General features: G+C 27.8%; 1 protein-coding gene, 2 tRNA genes and 1 pseudogene. All 4 read right to left on the bottom strand.

What is annotated here, in order from left to right; all coding sequences use genetic code 11:
* Positions 1-95: 95 nt before the first annotated feature.
* Positions 96-177: transfer RNA gene (locus BN1173_RS03630), tRNA-Tyr, on the bottom strand.
* 4 nt (positions 178-181) lie between these two features.
* Positions 182-256 (bottom strand) — tRNA-Thr (locus BN1173_RS03625).
* Between the two features lie 73 nt (positions 257-329).
* Positions 330-647 carry a hypothetical protein gene (locus BN1173_RS03620; RefSeq protein ID WP_014696526.1) on the bottom strand — a complete coding sequence of 106 codons (318 nt, stop codon included), beginning with the start codon at positions 645-647 and terminating at the stop codon, positions 330-332.
* Between the two features lie 6 nt (positions 648-653).
* Positions 654-1229 (bottom strand): annotated as a pseudogene (locus tag BN1173_RS04680) (hypothetical protein); the annotation flags it as partial.

The raw sequence follows: 1229 nt of genomic DNA, 5'->3' as shown, positions 1-1229 counted from the left end.
ACTTTAAGATGCATTAACCTTAACATTAAAACTATACTCTAAATGATAAAACAAGACCTCCCAAAACATTTAGACAAATTATATAACCTTTAAAGTGGGGAGGGTGGGATTCGAACCCACGTAGGCAAAGCCAACAGATTTACAGTCTGCCCCGGTTAACCACTTCGGTACCGCCCCATAAAGCCGACTGTCGGATTCGAACCCACGACCTACGGTTTACAAGACCGCCGCTCTCGACCACCTGAGCTAAGCCGGCATAATAAAGCTAATGGTTAGTTTATAAAAATAAAATACATTAGTCAATAGTAAGTTTAAAATAAATCAACTACCTAATCAAGAAAAACTTTTATAAAAAAAGAACAAAAACAAATAACAAAACTCAAAATCAAAATAACACAATGTTTAAATTTTCGTCCTTTAAATACATAAAAAAATATCGCTCTAGTAATCTCAAGACCAAAAGAAACAGAACTTAATACAATTGTAAACTCAAGAGAAAATTTTTGAAAAGAATGCATAAAAATATTATAAGCACCAGCTAAAAACATAAAAAAACTAAGTATAGAATTAAGAAATAAAACTATTACCAAAACCCTAATAAGAAGTGAAGATAATTTTATCAAATCATTTGATTTATAGTTTTTCATAATAAACTATAAATTTTCAAGCACAAAAAGAGCTTGCTTAACGATAAGCAACATATTATTAATAACATAACTTAAACTGATTTTAACATTATCTTCTGTTGATAATTTATTAAACATATTAAGAGCACTTTGTATAAAAGCATTATTATTATCCAAAAGAGCCATATATTTTTCCCTAAGATCAACAAAACAAGATATAAACTTAAATACTAACCTTTTAATTGTTTCAACCTCCCTTAAGCACCATTCTAAAGTTTTATCTCTATAAGAATCATCACTGCTATAATCCTCGCTATTATAATTTTCATACTCTCCATTTCGATAATTAAGCTCAAAATATAAATCATAAATTTCTTTTCTCAATATATTGATATCTCTCTCAAGCTTAATATACAAACTCCTTAAATCAGTATTATGAGCAAGTACTACATTGTTTACAGTTTTAAGAACTTCCATCATTCTCACATCATAAATACATTTGAAAAATTCATTCATAAAGTAAAGTTTCTTAAAAACTGAATAGTCAAGATCTAATCCTTTAAAAATTACCTTATCTAAATTCATAATGACATTATAATTTTT

The sequence above is a fragment of the Borrelia crocidurae genome, assembly GCF_000825665.2.
Classification (GTDB): Bacteria; Spirochaetota; Spirochaetia; order Borreliales; family Borreliaceae; genus Borrelia; species Borrelia duttonii.
This window is presented reverse-complemented; position numbering and strand designations above follow the sequence as displayed.

What these genes read in the sequence shown, in the direction of transcription:
- BN1173_RS03620 (WP_014696526.1), bottom strand. Translation starts at nt 647, where the DNA reads ATGAAAAACTATAAATCAAATGATTTGATAAAATTATCTTCACTTCTT.